The following is a 19,901-nucleotide window of genomic DNA, read 5'->3' on the forward strand; positions in this document are numbered from 1 at the left end:
TGCGGGCAATGCGAAGGCGCCTATGTCATCGTTGACCGCTACCGCTACGGCTGCGCCACCAACAAAGACCGGGGCGATGCCGCCTGCTCGAATCGCATCAAAGTAGCCAGGACCATACTGGAAACCAAGCTGCTTGCTGGCATCAAATCAGAACTGCTCTCAGAGAAAGCTTACCGGCTATTTGAAGAAGAGGTCAGGGGAATACTTAAAGATCAACACCCAGACCCACGCCAGGCAAAACAGGAAATCGCCAAAGCTCAAGCTGAAATCGATAACATCATGCAGGCTATCCGCCAGGGCATCATTACCCCTAGCACTAAACAGGCTCTGGAGTATGCCGAAGCCAAGCTAGCATCTGCACAACAAAAGCTCAAAGAAATTCAAGCCTGGCAACCTACGCAAATACTCCCGCGTGCCAGAGAAATCTATCGAAGCCTCGTGCAAAAACTGGAACATATCCAAGATGTAATCTCAGCACGTGAAGCAATCAAAGCTATCGTGGGAGAAATTGAATTACAGCCAAAAGATGGAGAGCTGTGGGCAGAAATAAATCAAGGCGGACTAGCCGCCTTGAGTAAGATAACGGTGGTTGCGGGGGCAGGATTTGAACCTACGACCTTCGGGTTATGAGCCCGACGAGCTGCCAGACTGCTCCACCCCGCGCCAGAACCGCCTATAATAGCGATTAATGATCATAGCGTCAAATTATAATCCTAGAAACCGTAGCTGATCGCTTAACCAGAAAGCTAATTCCGCGTGCTAATATTGCAATTGACGCCCTGTCCAGCGTTCCTGCTTGTAACGTTGCCAAGCCAGTTCCTTTCTTAACACAGCATTGATGGTGCTCAAAACACTATCCACATTGGCCGGTTTGATCTTCTCTTCAACGTTTCCTGTCAAATTAACCTCTAAATGCAATTTTCCACGTTGATAAAGCGACCAAATCTCAGAACCATAATCAGTACGAGCAAGTTCCGGAGCAAAACGACTTAAATAAGCAGTCACATTATCAACATCTCGTTTAAGCATTCTCGCTGCACTGTTATTACTTGCAGCAAAAATTGCCTGAGGAAAATCGATCATGACTAGGCCATGCGCACCAATTAAGACATTATATTCGGATAAATCGCCGTGAATGACGCCATAACAAAGCATACGGACAATTTGCCTAATTAAAAAATTATGGTATGTTCTCGCCAGATCAGCAGTCAATATTACATCATTCAATCTGGGCGCAACATGGCCATTGCTGTCAGTAATTAGTTCCATTAACAATACGCCTTCAAAGAAGTTATAACACTTTGGCGTCCGCACACCTACTGTAGCCAGACGTGACATCGTATCCACTTCTGTGCTTTGCCATGCTTCTTTCTGCGCCAGACGGCCAAAGTAACTTCTTCTTCGAATGGCTCGCGCCCCTCGGCTACCTCTAATCTGCCTTCCTTCTGTATAACTCACATTGTGGCGAAAATTACGCTTACTAGTTTCCTTGTATACTTTGGCGCAACGAATATCGCTTCCACAACGTACCACATATACCATTGCCTCCTTGCCATTCATCAGTTGACCAATAACCGAATCAACAAGACCTTCCTCAACCAGCGGTTCAATTCTTTTGGGGATTTTCATAAGTTTTTATGTCAGCACGTCAAAACGTCACCTGCTTTCCATACTCCTTTCACATAAATGAATGCTCTCTATTCAACGGTGAGAAATCAGGTAGCGGTTACCTCACTTTTCAGCATTGATTGATTTTGCAGATACCTTGCCGATTTGCTTCGATGCCATACCGCATCTTGGAGCGGCATTTGTTTATCTACAGCAACCCTTTTGCTCGCATCTCTATGAGATGTCGCTTGCTTTCTAATTCTGGTAGAGTTGTCAAGCTTATTTAGCAGCATTTGATACAAACTACTTCCGGTGAATTTAAAAAACATATCTGCCTCCTTGATGGTGATTGCAATCATTACGATGTTCCCGTAATAATCAACCACATAAATTGCATTGTAGAGAGAAAAAAACAGTCTTGGAATGTGACAAATTGCCGCACGGCAATTTGTCACAGCTACTACTTTTACTGACATAAAACAACTGCCCCAAACAGTTGTTTGTGAATGCTAAATCAGCTTGATGACACAATTATTAAGCTTTGGCAGGAGGTTGAAAAATCTATCTGAAACAGTTAATGCAAGGTAAAACAGGCGAAAAAGCGGTGTTATGTATGATGAATGCGCATCCATTTTTAATATTGCAACAGTAACGCAGACAGCCTTTCAACCGTCTGTTAATCGGTTATGCTCTACAGCATTGGTTAATTGCGGAGAGCGCATGTTTGCATCATTATTCACAATTCATGGCCTTTGCTACTTGAAAATCCATTTCATTCCTAGTGGAAAAGCACCTGCTGAAATGGTATAAAGCCTATCCTAATGAACTTTTATCAATCAGATTCCAGTTCTAAATAGCTAAAGCTTTCTCCTTGACCTGATAAAAAAGCACCTAGAGGACCGGATCGGGCAGAGGATCATTGATTACGCCCTGTTATCAGGAAATACCACACGCAGAATATATGACTTCTTTAACAACACCATTGATTCCAGACGCAACACAACAGAAAATTATCCAGCTCATTGCAACAGAACTTAACGTTGCATCTTCGCAAATAGCAGCAGCAGTCAACCTGCTCGATAGTGGCGCAACTGTGCCCTTCATCGCGCGTTATCGCAAGGAAGCTACCCAAAACCTGGATGACACACAACTACGCTCTATTGAAGAGCGTCTGCAGTATCTGCGCGAACTGGAAGAACGCCGCCAGACAATCCTGGCTTCGATCGAGGAACAAGGCAAGCTAACAGACGAATTGCGCCAGGCAATCGAACAAGCAGCAACGAAGCAGCTTCTGGAAGATATTTATCTCCCCTACAAGCCAAAACGCCGCACCCGAGCGCAGATTGCACGCGAGGCAGGACTGGAGCCTTTGGCTGATGCGCTACTACACAATCCCACTCTGATTCCTGAGCAGGAAGCTGCCAAATATATCAAAGTGCAGCCAGCCGCTGAGGGCGTGGAAGCAATCAACGTACCCGATGTCAAAACTGCACTCGAAGGCGCACGCGACATTCTGGCTGAACATTTTGCCGAAACAGCTGACTTACTCGCCGCTCTCCGAACCAAGCTTTGGCATGAAGGAATCCTGACTTCCACTGTCATCGCCGGCAAGGAGACGGCAGAAGAAGAAAAATTTCGCGATTACTACGCTTATTCAGAGCCCATTCGCTCGATCCCTTCGCATCGCGCGCTAGCACTGTTCCGAGGACGCGCCCTAGGAGTACTCAAAATTGACCTCGGTTTGGACGAGGCGTCAGAAGCCATCGTGCCACACCCTTGCGTGGCTATGATCGCCGCTCATTTCGACATTAAAAATCTGGGACGCAGCGCAGACAAATGGCTTCTGGATGTTTGCCAATGGACCTGGCGCGTCAAGACACACCTGCATTTGAGCACGGAACTGCTGTTGCAATTGCGCGAAGCAGCCGAAGCAGAGGCAATCAAAATTTTCAGCCGCAACCTGCGTGAATTACTGCTCGCCGCCCCAGCCGGTCCCAAGGCGGTGCTCGGCCTCGATCCGGGTTACCGTACCGGCTGCAAAGTAGCGGTCGTCGATGCAACCGGAAAACTGTTGGAAACCGGTACCATCTACCCGCATCAACCACGCAACGACTGGCAAGAATCACTCGCAATCCTCGCACAAATAGTGATCCGGCATAATGTTGAATTGATTTCGATCGGTAATGGCACCGCCAGCCGTGAAACGGATAAATTAGCTGCTGAGGTCATCAAGCTGATAGCAGAACAAAAGCCGGAACTTAAAGTTGCCAAAATCGTCGTGAGCGAAGCCGGTGCTTCGGTCTATTCCGCTTCAGCCTTTGCTGCAGCCGAATTTCCCGATCTAGATGTGAGTCTGCGCGGCGCCGTGTCCATTGCCAGGCGTTTGCAGGACCCGCTGGCTGAACTCGTCAAAATCGAACCGAAATCGATTGGTGTCGGCCAATATCAACACGATGTCAACCAGCGTATCTTGGCGCGCTCGCTCGATGCCACCGTGGAGGACTGTGTCAATGCAGTCGGTGTCGATGTCAACACCGCATCGGCGCCCTTGCTGGCGCAGGTTTCCGGTTTAAACCGCGTACTGGCACAAAACATTGTGGAATATCGCGACAACCATGGCCCCTTCCTGAATCGACAAACGATCCGCAAAGTGCCACGCGTCGGCGAAAAAACCTTTGAACAAGCAGCAGGCTTTTTACGCATCAGCGATGGTGATAATCCACTGGATCGATCAGCCGTTCACCCGGAAGCCTATCCTGTGGTCGAACGCATTCTCACACGTTTGAAAAAAGGCATCGAACACGTCATGGGCCGGCCGGAAATATTGAAAGGTCTCTCCCCCAACGAATTTACCGATGATACCTTTGGCCTGCCGACCGTTCAGGATATCCTCACAGAATTGGAAAAACCCGGACGCGATCCACGGCCGGAATTCAAAACAGCCGTCTTTCAGGAAGGCATCGAAACACTTGCAGACCTGCAACCCGGCATGGTCCTCGAAGGTGTCGTCACCAACGTGGCCGCCTTTGGCGCCTTCGTCGATATCGGTGTGCATCAGGATGGCCTCGTACACGTCTCAGCCCTGGCAAACAAATTCGTCAAGGATCCCCATCAAGTTGTCAAACCTGGCCAAATTGTCAAGATCAAAGTGCTGGAAGTCGATGCAGCCAGGCAGCGTATCAGCCTGACCATGCGCCTGGACGATAAGACGGACACTTCCTCCGCTGACGCTGATACGCGCAATACCCGATTCCAGGAAACGCGCAAACGGCAATCGCGTGACTCGCAACAAAAGACCTCCCGTAAACCTGAACCAGTCAGCACATTTGCACTGGCACTGGCACGTGCCAAGGAAAAGAAGTAGGAGAAATTTCTGATGCTATGTTTTATTAATGAGAGGATAGATCGCTCCAGTAAAGACTTTACCGTTCACACTGGCTTGTTTCTCATGGATCAATTCATCATACTTATTTGTCGATCTAACAAAGTTTGTTATGATGCAGACTGAATTGATTCAATTCCATAAAACAAAGAGGAGAGCATGAGTATTACTGTAAGGGATCTCATTTTTGACGTAATATCTATGTCATTTTGGAGGCGTAGCCTTAATTCATCGATACCCAGAAATCTATCGCTGACGGATTATTGAGATCTAAAAAGCCATACTGGCACAAATACTCCCCTCCATGACTCAAGTCGAAACACATGATCCGAGCCGAAAGCTTTCAGCTACGCTGGTAAGCGTGGCGGATTCGCTGCCAGGTGAATCAGTTATGTTGCGGGATTTGCTTGAACTGATTGGCGAACAGGGATTGCTCCTGCTCTGCATCTTCCTTAGCCTGCCTTTCCTCCTGCCCGTTTCCATTCCTGGCGTCAGCACCGTGTTCGGCCTGACGATTATCCTCATCGGCGCGGGCGTGACTTTCAATCGATTGCCGTTGCTGCCCCGCCAGATTCTTGATCGGCCACTATCGACTGACTACCTGAAAGATGTCTTCCGGCGTGGCGCCAGCATCATTGAACGCATCGAGCACTTGATCAGGCCACGCTGGCTCGTATTGTCTGGCAGCGCCGCCATCAATTTTTTCAACGGCGCAGCCCTGACCTTCGGCGGTATCCTGCTCATCTTCCCACTCGGCCTTGTCCCGTTCTCGAATACGCTACCGGCAATAGCAATTCTCTTCCTCGCAGTTGGAATGTTGGAGCGCGACGGACTCTTCATCGTCATGGGTTACTTGATGAACGTCGCTACGATCATCTACTTCAGCGCACTCGCCGTAGGCGTACTACTTACCGGTGAGAGCATTCGCAGTTTGATTGGCCAGTGATTGCTTAGGAACAATGGGAGATAGATCTAGGGAATTCCCGCAAAATATTCATAAGATTATTGAGATTGCACCCAATCATCAGATAGCTTTTCGACTAGCGGCATTTCGCCGCCCTCCACAAGAATCGGCACGACAGGGATATTCTGTTTCAGGGAATGTTCCCACTAATTGACCAATTTAGCTGCCATCTTATCAAACCCTCTCAGGTTCAAAAAACAAAATAATTTTTTACCTCAAACTAAACACATCTTTGAGTTCTGCATTGCTCAGATGGCCGATCCATTTTTCTCCGACTTCGACAGTTAGCTCAGCTAGATTGCGTTTGGATTGAATCATATCGTTGATGCGTTCCTCGAACGTGGCACGGGTGATCAGGCGGTGTACCTGTACATTATGTTGCTGACCAATCCGGTAGGCCCGGTCGGTTGCTTGTGCCTCGACTGCAGGATTCCACCACAAATCGAAATGAATGACATTATTAGCCGCTGTCAGGTTAAGGCCGGTACCACCCGCCTTTAATGACAGCAGAAAGATGCGTTCGGTGCGGTCATTTTGAAAGCGCTCCACCATGGTATCGCGTGATTTCCGTGCGATACCGCCGTGCAAGAATTGAGGCTCGCGTCCGAACCGTGCTCTGATCCATGCCGCCAGTAAATCTCCTGCTTCACGAAATTGTGTAATACCAGTACTTTTTCATGGGCCGCCAGAATGGGTTCAAGCAGGTCGAGAAACCGTTCCGCTTTGCCGGACAAGTTTGCGTCGTTATCTCCCTGCTTGAGATACTGCAGCGGATGATTACAGATTTGCTTCAAAGCCAGGATCATTTGCAAAATCAATCCTTCGCGCTTGAAAGTATCCGATTCGCCGTTGATGACTTGCAAGGCTTCCCGCACGACGGATTCATACAAGGCTGCCTGTTTCTTCGTTAACTCACAGTATTGATTCTGCTCGATCTTGTCCGGCAGGTCGCTGATAATGTTTTTGTCTGATTTAAGTCGCCGCAGCAAGAATAGACTGGTGATGCGCTTGAAACGCTGCGCCACGTGTTGATCATGGTGATTTTGTATCGGTACGGCAAACTCTTTGGTGAAATGAGTGAGATTACCCAGAAAGCCGCGATTGGCAAAATCCATGATGCTCCAGTATTCGGTTAGCCGGTTTTCAACTGGTGTGCCCGTCAAGGCAACGAAAGCAGACGCAGGGATGGATTTAACAGCCTTGGTTTGTGCCGCAGCAGCATTTTTGATGTTCTGAGCTTCATCAGCAATGACGATGCGCCAGGGGAGTTTCTTAAGCTTGGCCAGATCAGTACGTACCATGCCGTAGGTGGTCAGCAGCACATCCGCGCCTTCATATGCCAGCACACGCTCCGCACCGTGAAAAATAGCTACCCTCATAGTCGGTGCAAAACGTGCAATCTCTTTGCTCCAGTTGGTAAGCAAACTGGTGGGCACAATCACCAGCTCTCTTGCCTCATTCAGGCTGCCTTCCTCCTTGAGCTTCAGCAAAGTGACAATCACCTGTAGCATCTTGCCCAATCCCATGTCATCGGCAATGACGCTGCCAAATCCGGCCAGAATATTGCGATACAGCCAGGCATAGCCGCGTTCCTGATACGGTCGCAAGGTTGCATTGAGTGCGCGGGGCAGCGGTACACTGCCGATTTCAGTGAGCTTGCAAATAATATCCCGTGCAGTTGGGTCGAGGGTGACGGGTGTGCCGGAATATTCCTCGCTCAATGCGATGCGCAGCAGTTCAGCCGGGGTGATGGGGGGCGGTTTTTCCAGTTGCAGGCGTAACCGTTTAATGTCGGCAGGCTCGAGATAGACATATTCGCCCTTGAAGCACACGATGCCATGGGCATCTTTGACCAATTCCTCAAACTCAGCCCGAGTAAGTTGAGTGGGGCCAATCGCCACCGTCCAGTCAAAACCAAAAATATCATTCGCATTGAGAAAGCCAGTACTGCCGGTATTCTTACCGGATAGCTTCATCGATAACCGGGGCCGCAGGATATGGTCGAGCGCCTTGGGAAGCAATGCGCGTATCCCAAGTAACCGGATAATCGGCAACGTATCGAACAGAAAGGCAGGGAGCGCTTCAGTGCTCAGCGTAATCGGAGCAGTAGCGCCCGCACTGATATAGGGGTTGAAGGCAGGAAAAAATTCTGCGAGCAATGATACCGTTTGCAACACACCATAGCGATTTGTCTGCCAGGCGTTATGTCAGCAAAGAGGCAAGTGGTACGGGTTCTTGCAAGGGGTGGTCGCGCGCGACTACACCCAGCGATAAGCTGAACCCTGCACCGTTATCTTCAAACTGCAATACCGGCACATAAGCTTGCTGGCCAATATGAAAGCGCGATAACCACAACTGCACACCAGAAGCTACTTCGCCCTCGCCTGGCCCATCGAAGCGGGCATGACTACGACCAAAAAAGAGATCAAGCAGTTTGTTGCCATACGCTTTCTCGTTGTGAACCTCTCCCCAAACATGAGTAAACTCACTGAGAAATAAGCTGCATAATGCAATGGCTTGTACTTCGCCGGAGAGACGGGTTTCTTTTTTGCCGCTGCGATAAGCCAGCAATCCGGTTGGCAAAAGTGCTGCCAGTCGATTGATCAAGTCTTTGACAATCTCATCCAGCATCGCAGGTAACCAACGCAAGCCTATTTCTGCTGTTTCCAATTTGCCCGCTCGGAATACTTGCGGCAAGACCGCACCTTGTGCCAATAAATGCAGGCTCGCCATACGGACATGATATAAAGCCGCAACTTCCGGCTGGAGATCGGGCAAATCAGCCTCGGCAAGCTGCTGCAGCGCAGATACCCAGTCCATCCAGCGCACCTGCACCGCTAATCCGGCAACGACAGGCTGATAGGTACTATCAAGCACAACATGCGGTTTATCTGCTGGGGTAGTGATTATTGAGCGGCTATCATCCGATGATGCTGCCGTTTTAAGCGCAAGGCGGACTTGTTTGATGACCCGCTTCATCACTTTTTCGTACGTGACACGAAAATCGCCCTGCTGAAAGAAAGCAGGCCTCGCAGGCAATACGCTTAACAGGGAAGCAGCAAGATCAGGCAAAAGGGAATAATCGAGTAAACCATAGTCTTCCAGATCAGCTATATCCTGCGCTAGGACTGCCTGCTGATGCGTCTGATTCAGCAAGGTTTGAAGTGGCTCTCACTCTGCAATCGAACAAGCGCTTGCGAATTATTGGCTCGGGCGAAAAGCTGAGTTGCGCCTCAAATCTCGACTCCTTGCTTCAGACTGGCCTCAATGAATTCATCCAGATCGCCATCGAGTACTGCTTGAGTATTGCCGATTTCAACATTGGTCCGTAAATCCTTGATACGGGATTGGTCCAGTACATAAGAACGAATCTGATAACCCCAGGCAATATCGGTCTTGGCATCCTCTACTGCTTGCTTGGTTTCATTACGCTTGCGCAGTTCTGCCTCATAAAGACGCGATTTCAGCATGGCCATGGCATCGGCTTTATTCCGATGTTGCGAGCGACCACTTTGACATTGCACCACGATATTGGTAGGAAGGTGCGTAATCCGCACCGCTGAATCGGTCTTATTGATATGCTGACCACCTGCCCCGGAAGCGCGGAAAGTATCAATACGCAAATCGGCGGGATTGATATCGATGTCGATACTATCATCCACTTCCGGGTAAACGAACACGCTGGCGAAAGAGGTATGCCGGCGGTTACCCGAATCGAACGGCGATTTACGCACGAGGCGATGCACCCCTGTTTCAGTTCGTAGATAACCATAGGCATATTCACCGCTTACTTTGAGCGTGGCACTTTTAATGCCTGCGGTATCGCCCGCAGACTCTTCCAACACTTCCACGTCAAAACCACGGCGCTCGCAATAGCGCAAATACATTCGCTCCAGCATGGATGCCCAATCCTGTGCCTCAGTTCCCCCCGAACCTGATTGAATATTGACAAAACAATTACTGGGGTCCATCGGATTTGCAAACATGCGGCGGAATTCCATAGCCGCTACCGTTTCCTCGATCTGTATTACGTCGGAAACGATGCTTTGTAAGGTTGCTTCATCATTTTCTTCTTTCGCAATCTGCAACAGCTCATTGGCATCCTGCAATTGCCGCCCGATCGTCTCGAGTGCCAACACTACACTTTCTAGCGTCTTTTTTTCACGCCCCAACTCCTGGACGCGCTGGGCATCGTTCCAGATAGACGGATCTTCTGCCTGCCGTGTGACTTCAGTCAGACGTAACTTCTTGCTATCAAAGTCAAAGATACCTCCGTAATGCCTTTTCTCGGTCATCAAGATCATCCAACTGATGAGTCAGGGTATTAAGTTGTTCAGCATCCATATACTATCCAAAGAATGTTTATCAAATAAATCCGGTTATTGTAGCGTTATTTGATCCAAATTGCCTGGTTGCAAGGTGAAATCATTTCCGACTGCAATGTGCCTTTCAAATGAGTAATGAAGCGCCGTATGTCCAGATATGAACCGCTATTATGCATATGAAATTTTGCCAATTGAGAAACGATTGTTATGATAGTAAGTGCTCCTTATTACACAGTATCGCGCTTCTGACCATTTTAAAAATTTGAAACAATATTTAAAATCTGACATAAAGTTAATCTCTTTACGTTCAATCTGAATGAAGGCGCTATTTGACAACTGGCACAATTTGATAAAGATGATGATAAGATCAAGAATCAAATTCTTTAAAGCAAAATCAGTTTGTAACTTATTTGCAACCAAGTTTGTGGTATTGCAAAAATCCAGTAAGTTACTCCTTTTAAACTGTAGCGGAATATTAGTATTACTGATCCCCATCTTATTCAGTGGCTGCTCTGCTCCCGTAAAAACTCCCACACCATCAGTATCCCGTTCCCATCAAAATGCACCATACAACAGGCCCTACAAAGTTCGAGGTAAAACATACTACCCGATGCCTTCCGCAGTTGGTTATAGCGAGAAGGGCATTGCTTCATGGTATGGCGCAGAATCAGGCAACCGCACTGCGATGGGCACACGTTTTTATCCTCAAGGGTTGACAGCCGCGCATAAAACCCTCCCCTTACCCACCAAAGTAAGAGTTACCAACCTGCGTAATGGCCGTGCTGTTGATGTCATTGTCAACGATCGCGGTCCCTTCAAGAAAAACAGATTGATTGATCTCTCGCATGGCGCAGCCAAAAGGATTGGTTTACGTGGACTGACTGAAGTCAAAGTGGAATACCTCAAGAGCATGGCCAGCAATCCATAGCACCTGGCCCACCCAGTCTACGGAAATGAACGCGTTGGTATAGACATTCTGCCGCCCTAGTATGGCAAGGTTGAGTTTCATCTAAATGAAGTACAGAGTAGATATTATTCAGCTTATGAGTAGCAAATCATTTTTTATGATATAAACCTGCTATTTTCTGATAAGCACTACAGCAAAAATTTTAATTTGAGATGAATCAGGGGGAACATTTGGGGCGCGGATTTTATACGATAATGGCGGCACAATTTTTTTCGTCATTAGCTGATAACGCATTACTGGTGGTAGCGATCGCGCTATTAGTTGATTTGCATGCCCCCGCTTTTCTTACCCCGATGCTCAAATTCGTATTTGTGCTGTTTTATGTCATCCTAGCACCATTCGTTGGTGCATTTGCTGACTCCATGGCCAAGGGGCGCGTCATGTTTATCAGCAACTCGATTAAAATTGTTGGCTGTATCCTGTTGTTCTTTACCATGCATCAGTATTTCGCACTTTCTGCCTATGCCATTGTCGGGCTAGGCGCAGCAGCCTATTCGCCTGCAAAATACGGTATCTTGACTGAATTGCTGCCACCGGAAAAATTAGTAATTGCCAATGGCTGGATTGAAGGATTGACAGTTGCTTCTATCGTACTTGGCACAGTATTCGGTGGACTTATCATCACCCCTGCTATTTCGTCTGCCCTGCTATTGCTCGATTTTCCTTTCATCGATACAGGCTTGGATACGCATATAGAAGTGGCTATTCTGTTTGTTGCAACATTTTATGCCATTGCGGCTATTTTTAACTTATTCATACCCGATACCGGGATAGATCATCGGATACTGAAAAAGAACCCATCATTCCTGATCCATGAATTCGCACATTGTGTCAGGCTGTTATGGGCCGACAAGCTCGGGCAAATTTCGCTTGCTGTCACTACTTTATTCTGGGGAGCAGGCGCCACCTTGCAATTTATCGTCTTGAAGTGGGCTGATATCGCGCTTGGGTTTCAACTTAATGAAGCTGCGCAATTACAAGGTGTAGTAGCGTTTGGCATTGCGCTGGGAGCAGTCCTGGCGGCTAAACTGGTCTCGCTGCGTGATTCAGTGAAAGTCATTCCTCTGGGTATTGCCATGGGATTAGTCGTCATGATGATGATTACTGTGCGGGATTTATGGATTGCAATTGTGCTGCTTATCTTGATCGGTGGTCTGGCAGGTTTTTTTGTGGTACCCATGAACGCCCTGCTACAGCATCGCGGACATATTTTGATGGGTGCCGGTCATTCGATCGCAGTACAGAATTTCAATGAGAATCTCAGCATTCTCACCATGATATTGCTGTACGCGCTCCTCGTCATGCTGGATGTGCATATTTATGTTGTAATCGCGCTATTTGGTTTGTTTGTGGCGGTGACCATGGTTCTCATCCGCAAATGGCACCTGTCTAACCAGAGTAAACAGGACTCGCTGCATCTGATTGGGATGCACAAAATACACTGATAAACATCATGAATCCACCCTTCCTGCAAGATGCTCCAGAATCAGCGGGTTAACAATGACTGCATAGTTGCCTTGGCAAAGCATAAATCCTCCCATGCTTTGGCTTTATCGGAAAGTGAACGTAACAGATAAGCAGGATGATAAGTAACGATCAAAGGTATATCTGAGTAGTAATGTAACTTGCCGCGCAAATTGGCGATACTCTCATTGGTATGCAGTAAATTCTGAGCGGCAACTTTTCCTAACGCAACAATCAGTTTAGGCTTAATCAATACGATTTGCCGTGCGAGGTAAGGATGACATTGCTCAGCTTCACTGGATTCAGGGTTTCTGTTATTAGGCGGGCGGCATTTTACGATATTGGTGATATAAACCTCATCACCGCGCCGCAATTGAATAGACATCAGCATATTGTCAAGCAATTTACCCGCTTGACCGACAAAAGGCTCTCCTAATTCATCTTCTTTCGCCCCAGGCCCTTCCCCGATAAACAACCAGTCGGCTCGCTTATCGCCCACGCCAAATACTGTGCGCGTTCTGGACTGACATAATGGACATGCAGTGCAACAAGCAACGGCAGCTTCCAGCTGTCCCCAGTTCATTCTTGCGATGCGTGCCGCTCGATCGTCACCCGCTGATATTGGAGCAGTCATCTCTGGGGTCGATTCATCGGTATTTATGCTCATCGATTCGCCCTCTTTCAGCTTGTTATCTGCTCTGCGGCGCCAGATAGGGGTCAAACCAAGTTCGTGTAATATTTCCTTACGGCGTTGCCGCCTCATAATTCTAATCTCATCACCAACGCATCCTCACGCCCACACATGGCGGGATAATACCCCTTACGAATCGCGATTTGTTTAAAACCCAGTCGCCGATACAAGTTGGCGGCACCGATATTGGATTCACGCACATCCAGCAATACTGATGCAGCTTGCTGCTGTTTGGCAAGATTGATGAAATACTGCAGTAGCCTGCCACCCCAGCCCTGATGCTGCCATTGTGCTGAAATGCCAATCGTCAGAATATGGGCTTCATCCAGCCCCATCATCATGATACCGTAACCCATGAGCGTATCATCTTGCTCCAGCACGCGACAGTGATAGCCTGCTCTGATCGAGTCGGAGAAATTCATCTCCGTCCAGGGAAAAAGAAAAATTTCACGCTCGATCTGAATGACACGGCGCACATCATCCAGCTGCATTTCCCTGATCTGATACGCTTGCTGCAAACACTCATTCATCGCTCGCTTTCCTTCAAAGCCACCTTGTTCCGTATATAAACAGGAGCAGCCTCTTCGGCAGAGACACCTAATCCTTTCATCAACCTTGGTGCAGCCAGTTGCGCCATTTCCTGCGCACGCGGATAACATCCTCGATCAATTCGGCACAAACTGCCGCTATAGAGCGTACTTAACATCTCATGATGTTGATCAAAACCGCTACCACACCCAATCCAGCAGTTATCACCCGGCAGCGGCGGAATATGCTGGGGCAAACAGAGGATGGGCGCTTGTACATTTGACCAGCCATCCGCCGTATGAATATAAGCAGCATAATAAATTTCACCCATGCGCGCATCAAGCGCCGTCATGACGTGACTGGCGCCAATTCTTTGTGCCATCGCTTCTAGCGTACTGATACCGATAACAGGCAGATCAGTAGCAAGCGCCAGTCCCTGCACGATCCCGCAAGCAATGCGCAAACCGGTAAATGACCCAGGACCCGCTCCGAAAGCAAAACCATCCAATTGGGCCAAAGTCAGACCAGATTCAGCCAGCATTTCCTGCAGCAGCGGCAGTAGTAATTCAGTATGCTTTTGCCCAGCCAGAATTTCCCTGCTCAGCACAGACCCGTCCTGCCATAACGCAAGCGAGCAATATTCAGTCGATGTATCGAGTGCAAGAATTTTCATCAGAATCCAAATCAGAAGAGTAATGTTATGCCTTGTTCAGACTTCTTGCAGCGACCAACGATCTAATGAAACATACACCGTACCCTGATCGGTTTGGTTGGACTGCACCAATGTCCATTCATTTACATGCCAGCTAATGGGCGTCATCAAATTTGACAATGTCTTGCACAAAGCTTTTCTTACTAACGTTACGTGTGGAATATAGGGACGCTTCTCCAGCGGGAAACCTGCCAGCATCAATCTGTGCTGCAAATCGTTTACCAAGGCAGTAAGCCCCGCGGGACACTGACTTGGAGCAGCGTGGACGATACGGTTATGTTGCCAGTATTGAATTTCATCCACAGTCAAATCGAAACTAGCCTGCTTGACTTGACTGGCTATCTGCCGCAGCGTTTCCAGCTGATAATGATCTACATAACCGATAAATACCAGAGTGAGATGTATCAGCGGTAAGCTGGTTTTCTTTCCGCCACAATCGCCGGCAAGTTTTCCCGCTAACTTGCTCAGTTTTTCTTGGGCAGCGGCATCCGGCCAGATGGCAAAAAAAACCTTATAAGTGCTTTCTGCAGTATTATTTGCTTCAGCCACGAATGTCGTCAGTTTTAGCAATCAGGCAAACGACTTCGGCGACGATACCTTCGCCCCGACCAATATATCCAAGTTTCTCCGCAGTTTTTGCCTTGATATTGATATCGCTGGCAGGCATGTTCAGATCTTGGGCAATATTGGTGATCATCGTTGGAATATGCGGCTCCATTTTAGGTGCCTGGGCGATGATGGTTGCATCGATATTCATGACCCCATAATGTTTGCTGGCGAGCAAGCAATGGACTTCGCGCAACAGCAGGCGACTGTCGATATCTTTATAACGTGCATCGCTGTCTGAAAAATGCTGACCGATATCGCCTAACGCTGCCGCACCCAGCAATGCGTCACACAGCGCATGCAGCAGCACATCAGCGTCAGAATGCCCTAGCAGCCCTTTTTCGTAGGGAATCGTCACCCCACCGATGATCAGATCACGGCCTGCCACCAACTGATGTACATCGAACCCTTGGCCAATTCTTATATTTTTCACTTTGTTTCTCTCTTCTGCAAAATGAGTTCTGCCAAAGCCAGATCTTGCGGATACGTGACTTTGAAATTATAGGCATCGCTCAGCACCAATCTGGGGTGAAGACCCATCGCCTCGATCGCACTGGCATCATCCGTGATACTGGCACTGTCTACTTTACTCAACGCCTCCTTTAACAAACCAAGGCGAAACATTTGCGGTGTTTGCGCTTGCCATAAACCTGCTCTGGATGCTGTGGCGACAGCACGCTGATCCGCATCGGCGCGTTTTAAGGTATCCGCAACCGGAATGGCCAATAACCCGCCAACCTCATCCGGCGCCAACACCTCAATCAGCTGTTCGAGCTGAGCAGCGCTCAGGCAAGGACGCGCCGCATCATGCACGAGCACCCAATCATCCTGACCAATGGATGCCTCTGATTGCATGGCCTTCAGTCCGTTCAATACGCTGTCAGCACGCGTCGCTCCGCCACAATAGCGCACGGCTAGCTTGTCGTCAGCAAAAGATGACCAATCATAACGCGCCCATTCATGATCATCCGGGGCGAGAATGACAAATACCCTAAAAATACTTGCGGAACTGCACAGCGTGTGCAAAGCATGGTAAATCATTGGCTTCCCCGCCAATGATAAATACTGTTTTGGCAACTGATTACCCATGCGCGCACCGAAGCCTGCGGCAGGGATCAAGGCAATAAATCTAGACATGCTGGTATTGTTCAATGAAGCGGCTAAGTCTGCGTAGATAGATAATAGATATTTGCTTCCAATTATCTCACATCATTTCATTGATATCGTATTGCCAAACAAGAAAAGCATGCTGCAAATTCTGTGATTAACACAACTTGGTTTGAAAGCGAAATTAGACTGTAGGAATGTCGCAGTGAAGTAGCGAATTAAACTGGGATAACAATCTCTTTTTTTATAATGTGAGCCAATGATCGTGTTAAGACAATTCTATTGCTCTATCGCTACGCTCATTTCAATCTTCATCGGCCCCCATCAATGCGCACAGCGGACAATTGTTTTAGCAATTCCGGCAGCGCTGTCTGCACTGTATTCCATACCACATCAAGATCGATCTCAAAGTAGCCATGTGCGATGCGGTTACGCATACCACGCATACTTCGTCATGGTACTTCCGGGTGTGATTGAGTAAACTCAGGGCAGGCTTCTATCACTTTCGTTGCGGCTTCGCCGATGATAACAAGGCTCATGATGACAGCCTGTTGAGTTCGCTTATCAGCAAAAAAATCATCCTTACTCAAGCCTTCAACAAAGCTGCAGGCATCCATCGCGGCCTGCTGGATGTGATCCAGGTAGTCAGAAAGACGGCTCGCCCTCATACAGACTTGGCTTCCGCAAGGACCTGATTGCGAAACTTCAGCGGCAGATCACCAGGCGTCAACAGATCGACGTGAACGCCTAACAGCTCTTCCAACTCAATTTGCAAACCGCCAAGGTCGAACAATGTTGCACCGGGTAGTGCATCCACCAACAGATCAAGGTCGCTACCGTCTTTGTCGGAACCGTGCAGCACCGATCCGAAAACGCGCAGGTTCGCCGCGCGAAAGCGGCTTGCCGCCTCGCGGACAGCATTTCGCTTGAGATTAAGGGCGATTGACGGTCGCATGAGCACTTTTCATAAACTAAATGGGTAGTGAATTGAGTATAAAAGCTCTATTACAAAAATCAAAAGCAGATTTTTTGATTTCTTCTCTTAATCTCAGTTTTACGCTATCCATTTCTTGACAGCCAATTTTGGTCAAACATCATTTTTCTACAAAAATACTATTCGTTATGCACAAACGCCCATGACCACCGAACTAAGCACAGTCCAATGGAATGAAATCCTCACGCGTCAAGAACTGACGAGCGAGACTAATTTGTCGATCTTTCAAACACTGTACTCCTTTGATGGTCATACGGCTTTGAGGTCTACCATTGTATTTTTCACCCTCTCCTTTCAGCCTATTTGACTATCCGACTAACGATCACGCAGCTCATATCAAAATATCTGCTTATCTATGTCAAATGTAAGGCCTGACCCTTAGGGCTCGCTTAGGGCTCGGTAGAGGGCTCGGTAGGGCTCGGTGCTGATGGCTGGCAAGGCGCTGGAGGAACTGAATGTCCTACTTTCTGGACGTGGTATCGAGCCCGTAGTCACCAAGCGGCCAGCCAAGCCCTTTGATGATGACATCCGTTCTGAGCACGTGGTGATGCCTAACTTCCTCGCTTAAACCGACCCGCGCAGGCAGGCAAGCCCGGCCAGCTTAGCTCGAACGTTCGACGGACAAGAGAGCAAATGCATCTATGTGATCATGATCATCTATACACATCTATAGTGATCAAAGTAATAGGGGACAGACCACGATTATTTCCAAAATTAACAGAACTTAGTTAGAAACCGTGGTCTGTCCTCTATTTTACCTATGCTTGACACGGGCCAGCTAATGGGTATCCCCTGTTTCTTTATTATTACCGCATAACAACATTATAAAAAGTTTAGATTCTAATTCTTGTAAACAAGCGATAACCCATATATTATAATTTTTCCAAGCCATATTAAAGATTAAACTTTTACTAAAGTATTGAGGAGAAAAGATGCCTAACAATCCAGAATTAGAATCCCTTGAAAAATTGGTCACTACCGGGCTTAGCGCAGCTGCCCAAGCTATTCGTAGAGAAGCAGAGATAACCAGAGCTGTGGCTCGGGCCACTTACAAAGGACATACTTCAAATGGAAAAGCCAGATTTGCTGACGATCTCGCCGCCTCGATGGGATCAAGTAAGGCAGCAGCAGAATACTTAGGTATTACTGAAGGACGAATGAGCCAGTTGAGAAAGCACGCAAAGCTAAATGGAAAATAAGACAATTAGCAAATTATGACCATGAAAAGAGCGCTTCATCATCAGCGCTCTTTTTTCGTTTATTCAAGTAAAAATTAACAAATTAATCTTATCAAAACGTAATGGAGACTAACAATCACTTTCAGCCGACGCGCCAGCCGCTTCACGACTGTCACCCTATCGAACTGGAACGTTATGTTTCTTGTGAAGCATACAATGCAATGGAGGTGTCATTCCAATTCCTATTAAATAATGAAACAATATAGCCATGTATTACGAGGAAAAGAATCATGGCAAGAAAAGCGAGCGGAATAGATCAATTAGTATCGGCGCGAGAATTATTGAGGGCAGCTAAAACAGCAGAGGAGTTGAGAGCGGCGCAAGCAGTATTACTGCCATTAGAATTGGGCATGTCGATAGAGCAAACAGCGCAGGCTATTGGACGTTCTGTTAGATGGACGTGCAGTATGCGCACGCGTTACTGTAGAATCGCTCGCTGCGAGGAAGAGGCGCCTCGCACGAAACGGAGCCTGCGTAACCGTGCGATTGCCACACTTGAGCAGGAAGCCCAAATTCTGAATGAGGTTTTGGTGGAAGCGACTCAAGGCGGCGTGGTGGTTGTTCCTCCGCTTAAAGAGAAAATCGAGAAACGGCTGGGCAAGCGCGTAGCACTCTCAACGATTTATCGAATGCTGGCTCGCCATGGCTGGCGTAAATTAGCACCGGATACCGCTCATCCTCAGGGGGATGCTGCGCTGCGCGAGGACTGGAAAAAAAATTTAAGGAACGGCTAGATGAAATGATAGCTAGCTGGGGTAATGATCGACCATTACGTTTGATGTTCCAGGATGAAGCACGCTTCGGCCGTATTACGGATAAACGTTATTGCTGGTGTCGCCGTCCAGATCGACCGCTGGTGAATACTATGATGACGCAGCAATATACTTATGCTTACGGGGCAGTCAGTCCCTTCGATGGAGCCTTCGACAGTTTGGTGTTGCCGCATGTTAACAGCGATTGCATGCAGATTTTCATCAATGAAATAGCCAGTCGTTACCCTGGTGATAATATTATTTTAGTCCTGGATGGTGCCGGCTGGCATAAAAGCAAGAATTTCCATTTGCCTGAGAATATCCGTTTGTTATTCCTGCCACCGTATTCACCTGAATTGAATCCACAGGAACATCTTTGGGATGAGCTGCGAGAAAAATATTTCCATAATCGTGTGTTTGACAGCATTGATGCGCTTGAGAATCATTTGGTTAGTGCATTAGGTGAGCTCGAAAATGCCCCGGCTTTAATTAAAAGTATTACTGGTTGGAATTGGATTATTAATGCAGTTTCTAGTGCAAATTAGAATCAGGTCTTCCAGAAA

The 19,901-nt window shown here is 47.8% G+C and carries 20 protein-coding genes, 1 tRNA gene and 1 pseudogene; 7 read left to right on the forward strand and 15 right to left on the reverse strand.

Features of this window, described 5'->3' with window-relative positions:
- Positions 1-586 precede the first annotated feature (586 nt).
- The 3 genes from J5I83_RS10560 to J5I83_RS10570 all read right to left on the reverse strand — a co-directional run bounded on the left by J5I83_RS10560 (position 587) and on the right by J5I83_RS10570 (position 2,084).
- Positions 587-663: transfer RNA gene (locus tag J5I83_RS10560), tRNA-Met, on the reverse strand.
- A 96-nt stretch (positions 664-759) separates the two neighbouring features.
- A complete protein-coding gene (locus J5I83_RS10565) occupies positions 760-1,629 on the reverse strand; it encodes a PA4780 family RIO1-like protein kinase (protein ID WP_304055809.1) in 870 nt (289 codons plus the stop codon).
- A gap of 86 nt (positions 1,630-1,715) precedes the next feature.
- Positions 1,716-2,084 carry a hypothetical protein gene (locus J5I83_RS10570; RefSeq protein WP_304055810.1) on the reverse strand — a complete coding sequence of 123 codons (369 nt, stop codon included), beginning with the start codon at positions 2,082-2,084 and terminating at the stop codon, positions 1,716-1,718.
- Positions 2,085-2,569: 485 nt separating this feature from the next.
- Here J5I83_RS10570 and J5I83_RS10575 point away from each other — a divergent pair, with 485 nt between their 5' ends.
- Entirely contained in the window at positions 2,570-4,972 is a 2,403-nt protein-coding gene (locus J5I83_RS10575; RefSeq protein WP_304055812.1) for a Tex family protein, read from the forward strand.
- 322 nt (positions 4,973-5,294) lie between these two features.
- Positions 5,295-5,936 (forward strand): exopolysaccharide biosynthesis protein, encoded by a 642-nt coding sequence (locus J5I83_RS10580; RefSeq protein WP_304055815.1) that lies wholly within the window; start codon positions 5,295-5,297, stop codon positions 5,934-5,936.
- A 228-nt stretch (positions 5,937-6,164) separates the two neighbouring features.
- Here J5I83_RS10580 and J5I83_RS10585 read toward each other — a convergent pair whose 3' ends face one another.
- The 4 genes from J5I83_RS10585 to prfB all read right to left on the reverse strand — a co-directional run bounded on the left by J5I83_RS10585 (position 6,165) and on the right by prfB (position 10,298).
- Positions 6,165-6,542 carry a C-terminal helicase domain-containing protein gene (locus J5I83_RS10585; RefSeq protein ID WP_304055817.1) on the reverse strand — a complete coding sequence of 126 codons (378 nt, stop codon included), beginning with the start codon at positions 6,540-6,542 and terminating at the stop codon, positions 6,165-6,167.
- On the reverse strand, positions 6,452-8,131 hold the full coding sequence (locus tag J5I83_RS10590) for a DEAD/DEAH box helicase (protein ID WP_304055820.1): 1,680 nt from the start codon (positions 8,129-8,131) through the stop codon (positions 6,452-6,454). Before J5I83_RS10590 ends, J5I83_RS10585 begins: the two co-directional genes overlap by 91 nt.
- 25 nt (positions 8,132-8,156) lie before the next feature.
- Positions 8,157-9,110 carry a hypothetical protein gene (locus J5I83_RS10595; RefSeq protein WP_304055823.1) on the reverse strand — a complete coding sequence of 318 codons (954 nt, stop codon included), beginning with the start codon at positions 9,108-9,110 and terminating at the stop codon, positions 8,157-8,159.
- A gap of 77 nt (positions 9,111-9,187) precedes the next feature.
- Positions 9,188-10,298 (reverse strand): peptide chain release factor 2 gene (prfB, locus tag J5I83_RS10600; RefSeq protein WP_304055825.1). Its coding sequence is split into 2 segments (ribosomal slippage): positions 9,188-10,216 and positions 10,218-10,298, totalling 1,110 coding nucleotides; the frame shifts between segments, so codons are not numbered across the junction.
- A gap of 591 nt (positions 10,299-10,889) precedes the next feature.
- Here prfB and J5I83_RS10605 point away from each other — a divergent pair.
- Complete coding sequence (locus J5I83_RS10605) at positions 10,890-11,207, forward strand: septal ring lytic transglycosylase RlpA family protein (protein ID WP_304055827.1); 318 nt, start codon at positions 10,890-10,892, stop codon at positions 11,205-11,207.
- A 209-nt stretch (positions 11,208-11,416) separates the two neighbouring features.
- Complete coding sequence (lplT, locus tag J5I83_RS10610; protein WP_304055938.1) at positions 11,417-12,691, forward strand: lysophospholipid transporter LplT; 1,275 nt, start codon at positions 11,417-11,419, stop codon at positions 12,689-12,691.
- A gap of 41 nt (positions 12,692-12,732) precedes the next feature.
- Here lplT and J5I83_RS10615 read toward each other — a convergent pair whose 3' ends face one another.
- The 8 genes and pseudogenes from J5I83_RS10615 to J5I83_RS10650 all read right to left on the reverse strand — a co-directional run bounded on the left by J5I83_RS10615 (position 12,733) and on the right by J5I83_RS10650 (position 17,309).
- On the reverse strand, positions 12,733-13,473 hold the full coding sequence (locus J5I83_RS10615) for a uracil-DNA glycosylase (RefSeq protein WP_304055828.1): 741 nt from the start codon (positions 13,471-13,473) through the stop codon (positions 12,733-12,735).
- Positions 13,470-13,931 (reverse strand): ribosomal protein S18-alanine N-acetyltransferase, encoded by a 462-nt coding sequence (gene rimI, locus J5I83_RS10620; protein WP_304055831.1) that lies wholly within the window; start codon positions 13,929-13,931, stop codon positions 13,470-13,472. The genes J5I83_RS10615 and rimI overlap by 4 nt, the downstream gene beginning before the upstream one ends.
- Positions 13,928-14,602 carry a tRNA (adenosine(37)-N6)-threonylcarbamoyltransferase complex dimerization subunit type 1 TsaB gene (gene tsaB / locus J5I83_RS10625; protein ID WP_304055835.1) on the reverse strand — a complete coding sequence of 225 codons (675 nt, stop codon included), beginning with the start codon at positions 14,600-14,602 and terminating at the stop codon, positions 13,928-13,930. The genes rimI and tsaB overlap by 4 nt, the downstream gene beginning before the upstream one ends.
- 36 nt (positions 14,603-14,638) lie before the next feature.
- Positions 14,639-15,190: an RNA 2',3'-cyclic phosphodiesterase gene (gene thpR / locus J5I83_RS10630; protein ID WP_304055837.1), complete on the reverse strand. Its 552-nt coding sequence runs from the start codon at positions 15,188-15,190 to the stop codon at positions 14,639-14,641.
- Positions 15,183-15,680 carry a 2-C-methyl-D-erythritol 2,4-cyclodiphosphate synthase gene (gene ispF / locus J5I83_RS10635; RefSeq protein ID WP_304055838.1) on the reverse strand — a complete coding sequence of 166 codons (498 nt, stop codon included), beginning with the start codon at positions 15,678-15,680 and terminating at the stop codon, positions 15,183-15,185. Before ispF ends, thpR begins: the two co-directional genes overlap by 8 nt.
- Positions 15,677-16,384 carry a 2-C-methyl-D-erythritol 4-phosphate cytidylyltransferase gene (gene ispD, locus J5I83_RS10640; protein ID WP_304055840.1) on the reverse strand — a complete coding sequence of 236 codons (708 nt, stop codon included), beginning with the start codon at positions 16,382-16,384 and terminating at the stop codon, positions 15,677-15,679. The genes ispF and ispD overlap by 4 nt, the downstream gene beginning before the upstream one ends.
- Before the next feature lie 274 nt (positions 16,385-16,658).
- Positions 16,659-17,022, reverse strand: a pseudogene (locus J5I83_RS10645) (DUF86 domain-containing protein).
- Positions 17,019-17,309 carry a nucleotidyltransferase family protein gene (locus J5I83_RS10650; protein WP_304055841.1) on the reverse strand — a complete coding sequence of 97 codons (291 nt, stop codon included), beginning with the start codon at positions 17,307-17,309 and terminating at the stop codon, positions 17,019-17,021. Before J5I83_RS10650 ends, J5I83_RS10645 begins: the two are co-directional and overlap by 4 nt.
- 971 nt (positions 17,310-18,280) lie before the next feature.
- On the opposite strand from J5I83_RS10650, the gene J5I83_RS10655 reads away from it, so the two are divergent.
- The 3 genes from J5I83_RS10655 to J5I83_RS10665 all read left to right on the forward strand — a co-directional run bounded on the left by J5I83_RS10655 (position 18,281) and on the right by J5I83_RS10665 (position 19,883).
- A complete protein-coding gene (locus tag J5I83_RS10655) occupies positions 18,281-18,547 on the forward strand; it encodes a hypothetical protein (RefSeq protein WP_304055842.1) in 267 nt (88 codons plus the stop codon).
- A gap of 269 nt (positions 18,548-18,816) precedes the next feature.
- The gene (locus J5I83_RS10660) at positions 18,817-19,320 is read left to right on the forward strand and encodes a winged helix-turn-helix domain-containing protein (RefSeq protein ID WP_304055843.1); all 504 of its coding nucleotides are present in this window, start codon (positions 18,817-18,819) and stop codon (positions 19,318-19,320) included.
- 5 nt (positions 19,321-19,325) lie between these two features.
- Positions 19,326-19,883, forward strand: coding sequence for an IS630 family transposase (locus tag J5I83_RS10665; protein WP_304055844.1), 558 nt, complete (start codon positions 19,326-19,328; stop codon positions 19,881-19,883).
- Positions 19,884-19,901: the final 18 nt, after the last annotated feature.

Origin of the sequence: Nitrosomonas communis (genome assembly GCF_024102715.1) — a bacterium.
GTDB classification, from domain to species: Bacteria; Pseudomonadota; Gammaproteobacteria; order Burkholderiales; family Nitrosomonadaceae; genus Nitrosomonas; species Nitrosomonas communis_B.

Coding starts and splice junctions, on each gene's coding strand:
- tsaB (WP_304055835.1), bottom strand. CDS start 14,602: ATGAAAATTCTTGCACTCGATACATCGACTGAATATTGCTCGCTTGCG.
- J5I83_RS10570 (WP_304055810.1), bottom strand. CDS start 2,084: ATGTCAGTAAAAGTAGTAGCTGTGACAAATTGCCGTGCGGCAATTTGT.
- J5I83_RS10605 (WP_304055827.1), top strand. CDS start 10,890: ATGCCTTCCGCAGTTGGTTATAGCGAGAAGGGCATTGCTTCATGGTAT.
- J5I83_RS10655 (WP_304055842.1), top strand. CDS start 18,281: ATGCCTAACAATCCAGAATTAGAATCCCTTGAAAAATTGGTCACTACC.
- J5I83_RS10615 (WP_304055828.1), bottom strand. CDS start 13,473: ATGAGGCGGCAACGCCGTAAGGAAATATTACACGAACTTGGTTTGACC.
- J5I83_RS10580 (WP_304055815.1), top strand. CDS start 5,295: ATGACTCAAGTCGAAACACATGATCCGAGCCGAAAGCTTTCAGCTACG.
- J5I83_RS10665 (WP_304055844.1), top strand. CDS start 19,326: ATGATAGCTAGCTGGGGTAATGATCGACCATTACGTTTGATGTTCCAG.
- J5I83_RS10650 (WP_304055841.1), bottom strand. CDS start 17,309: ATGCGACCGTCAATCGCCCTTAATCTCAAGCGAAATGCTGTCCGCGAG.
- rimI (WP_304055831.1), bottom strand. CDS start 13,931: ATGAATGAGTGTTTGCAGCAAGCGTATCAGATCAGGGAAATGCAGCTG.
- J5I83_RS10565 (WP_304055809.1), bottom strand. CDS start 1,629: ATGAAAATCCCCAAAAGAATTGAACCGCTGGTTGAGGAAGGTCTTGTT.
- J5I83_RS10575 (WP_304055812.1), top strand. CDS start 2,570: ATGACTTCTTTAACAACACCATTGATTCCAGACGCAACACAACAGAAA.
- J5I83_RS10660 (WP_304055843.1), top strand. CDS start 18,817: ATGGCAAGAAAAGCGAGCGGAATAGATCAATTAGTATCGGCGCGAGAA.
- ispD (WP_304055840.1), bottom strand. CDS start 16,384: ATGTCTAGATTTATTGCCTTGATCCCTGCCGCAGGCTTCGGTGCGCGC.